This is a genomic window from Aquipuribacter hungaricus (assembly GCF_037860755.1).
GTDB classification, from domain to species: Bacteria; Actinomycetota; Actinomycetes; order Actinomycetales; family JBBAYJ01; genus Aquipuribacter; species Aquipuribacter hungaricus.
The window spans coordinates 1-3,324 of record NZ_JBBEOI010000319.1 but is presented as its reverse complement, the minus strand read 5'-3'; the positions used below and the strand labels follow the sequence as shown (position 1 = coordinate 3,324).

The following is a 3,324-nucleotide window of genomic DNA, read 5'->3' as shown; positions in this document are numbered from 1 at the left end:
GGGCTCCGGCCCGGGCTGCTGCGCCGTCGGGCGCGGGGCCGGCTGCCCGGCACCGGGGACCGGCGTCGGGGTGGTGGTCGGGCCCTCGCCCGGGACGGCGGGTGCGCCGGGGGTGGCTCGGGGGTCAGGGGTCGTCGTCGTGGTCGGCCGTCCGTCGGGCCCCGTGGCGGTAGCGGTCGCGGTCGCGGTCACCGTGGCGGTCGCGGTCGCACCGGGGACAGGCGCCGAGCCCGGCCACGGGGGCACGGGGAGGCCCTGGCGGACCGCCTCCTCCGCGGAGTGCACGCCCTGCTCGGCCGTGCCCAGAGCCTCGGCGAAGCGCTCCTGCTCCTCCGCGGGCAGCCCGGCGACCAGCTCCCGGGCGTGCTCGAGCAGCAGCCGCGCCCCGACGACGTCCCCTGCCTCGGCGGCCCGCTGGGCCGCCACGAGCGTCGCCTCGATGGACTGCACCGACTCCGCCACGGTGCCCCCGCCCGGGACGCGCGGCGTGACGTCCTGGGCCCCCAGCCCGACGGCGAGCACGGCGATGACCGCGGCCGCCGCGGACGACAGCGCCCACCACGGTGTGCGGCGCCGCGTCTCCGGCTGCACCGGCCGCGGCCGTCGGACCGGCCGGACGTCGGAGCCGACGAGCGCGTCCGACAGGTCCGCCCCCAGCCCGGCACCCACGGCGTCGGCACCGGACAGCGTGGCGGTCGCGGCGGCGGCCTCGGCGTCCACGACGCGGGCCCAGTCCTCGAGCATCCCGAGGAGCTCGTCGGCACCCTCGGGCAGCGGTTCGCGGGCGGCGAGCAGGTCGAGCAGGTCGTCCGTCGCGCGCACGGCGTCGAGCGAGCCGTCGTCGGAGGGCAGGCCGCCGCCCGGGACGCCGTCACCGGGCAGGCCGGCGCTCACGCGTCACCGTCCAGGCTCGTGCCGACCAGCGCCCGCAGGCGGGCGAGTGCCCGGTGCTGCGTGACGCGGACCGCCCCGGTCGTCATCCCCAGGGCCGTGGCGGTCTCCTCGGTGCTCATGCCCACCGCGACCCGCATGACGAGCACCTCGCGCTGGGCACCGGGCAGGCGCTCCATGAGCCGGGTGACGTGGTCGGCCTGCGACCGCACCACCGCGCTGTCCTCGGGGCTGTCGGCCAGCGTCGTGCTCGGGGCGTCGGGGACGTCGTCGACGGCCTGCTCGCGGCCCAGGGCGTGCCGCTGCGCGTCCGCGACCTTGAAGCCGGCCACCCGGAAGACGAACGCCTCGAACGGCCGCCCCGTGTCCTGGTAGGTGGGCAGCGCGGTGAGCACGGCGACACACACCTCCTGAGCGACGTCGTCCGCGACCGTCTCGGCCCCGGGGTAGCCACGCAAGCGCGCCCTGCAGTACCGGTGCACGCGCTCGCGCACGCCGGCGATGAGGGTCTCGATCGCGTCGGGCTCCCCCGCCACCGCACGGATGACGAGCTGCGACCACAGCCCTCGCCCGTCGACCACGTCCGGCCGGTCGTGGGAGTCCGAGTCAGACATCGGCCGACCCAGCGGTTCCGTTACAGCGCGTGGCGCGGGACGACGGAGCGCACAGCCGGACGGCGGGCCGGGGCAGGAGGGTGCCCCGGACGGCGCAGCGGCGGCGGGGCATGCCGGCTCCGTTCCCCGAAGGTGCGCCCCCCACGCAGGGGCGGGGGGAGACTACCTCCGCCGGGGCGCGGGACCCGCGCGCCCGCAGACCGCCCCGGGACGGGGGACAGGGGGCAGGCGCAGCCGTCAGGCGGTCCTCCAGGTGCAGGGCCGCGCGGACGGCCTCAGCGCACCAGGCCGAGCCGGAAGCCGGTCGCGACGGCCTGCGCGCGGTCCGCGGCCTCGAGCTTGCGGAACAGGCGGCGGGCGTGGGTCTTGATCGTGTCCTCGGACAGGAACAGCTCGCGGCCGATGGCGGCGTTGCTGCAGCCGCGGGACATGCCGTCCAGGACCTGCACCTCCCGCTCGGTGAGCGCCACCGCGGCACCCTTGGGACCTCGGGACTGGGCGGGGACCTGACGGCGGGCGGCCTCGCTGAGGGCCGCGGCCAGGGCGATGGACAGCTCCTCGGGGCTGGCGTCCTTGACCACGTAGCCACGGGCCCCGGCGGCGATGGCGCGCGCCAGCCCGTCGGCGTCCTCGGCCATGGTCGTCATGAGGACGTTGGCCTCGGGGTGGCGGGTGAGCAGGCGCTTGGCCGTCTCCACCCCGCCGATGCCGGGCATGCGCACGTCGAGCAGGACGACCGACGGGCGCTCGACGGGCCAGCGCGACAGCGCCTCCTCGCCGGACGCGGCACCGACGACGCGGGTGATGCCGGGCAGGCCGGCCACCGCACGACGCAGCTGCTCGCGGACGATCGGCGTGTCGTCGACGACCAGGACTGTTGCCACGGGGCGCACCTCTTCTTCCGGCACCCGGCGGGTGCTCCGGTCCGAGGTATCGGCAGGACCCGGCGGGAGTTGAGGCCCTGGCGGTCCTCCGTCTGCCGGGAGCCGCAGGTCAGGGCCCTGCGGCCCGGTGCCCAGGTGCCGGTGCTCAGGCGCCGACGGCCGCGACGATGCGCTCGACGGCCTGCGTGAGGTCGTCGACCCGCTCGACCCCCGGCGGGGTCGCCGCCCCGGCCCACCCGGGACCGCCCAGGAGCAGCAGCGGGCTGGGCCGCAGCCGGGGCAGCTCGTCCAGCTGCTCCGGGTCGTCGACGCGCAGGTGGGCGTAGACGAACACGACAGCCGGCCCGCTGCGCCGCACGGCGGCGGCCAGGGCGGTGCGCGGCACCCGGACCCCGAGCAGGCGCGAGGCGACCCCCTGCTCGGCCAGGGCGGCCGTGAGGACGTGCAGCGGGAGCCCGTGCTGCTCCTGCTCCGCCGCCGCCAGCAGGACGGGACGGCTGTTGCGCGGGTGCCGGAGCCCGGCCGCCACGGTGCGCAGGCCGGACAGCACGGCCTCGGACAGCACGTGCTCGACCTCGATGCCGGTGCCCGTGGTGCGCCACCGCTCCCCCACCGCGACCAGGACCGGCGCCACCAGGTGCTCCCAGGTGGAGATGGTGCCGTGGCGGTCGGTGTGCTGGCGGATGAGCCGGGTGCACTCGTAGGAGTCCAGCGCCATCGCCGCCCGGGCCAGGCCGCGGGCGGCAGGGGTGCCGTCGGGCAGCGAGACGACGCGTCCGCCGCCGGTGCGGGAGGCGGGGCGCTCGGGCGTCTCGTCGTCGAACCAGCCGCCGGGCACGAGCAGCTCGGACACGTCGTCCGGGTCGTCGGCGCCGTCGACCGGCCCGGGCACGGTCTGCCGCCCGGGCAGGACCGGGGCGGTCGCCGCGCGCCTC

3 protein-coding genes and 1 pseudogene are annotated in these 3,324 nt (G+C 77.9%); all 4 read right to left on the bottom strand.

Going from position 1 to position 3,324, the window contains the following annotated elements; all coding sequences use genetic code 11:
- Positions 1 to 894: pseudogene (locus tag WCS02_RS18915) on the bottom strand (hypothetical protein); the annotation flags it as partial.
- Positions 891 to 1,505 carry an RNA polymerase sigma factor ShbA gene (gene shbA, locus WCS02_RS18910; protein ID WP_340295836.1) on the bottom strand — a complete coding sequence of 205 codons (615 nt, stop codon included), beginning with the start codon at positions 1,503 to 1,505 and terminating at the stop codon, positions 891 to 893. The pseudogene WCS02_RS18915 and the gene shbA, both read right to left, overlap by 4 nt.
- A gap of 275 nt (positions 1,506 to 1,780) precedes the next feature.
- On the bottom strand, positions 1,781 to 2,389 hold the full coding sequence (locus tag WCS02_RS18905) for a response regulator transcription factor (protein ID WP_340295835.1): 609 nt from the start codon (positions 2,387 to 2,389) through the stop codon (positions 1,781 to 1,783).
- 145 nt (positions 2,390 to 2,534) lie between these two features.
- Positions 2,535 to 3,324: B12-binding domain-containing protein (locus WCS02_RS18900; protein ID WP_340295834.1), on the bottom strand; the 790-nt coding region annotated here is incomplete at its 5' end.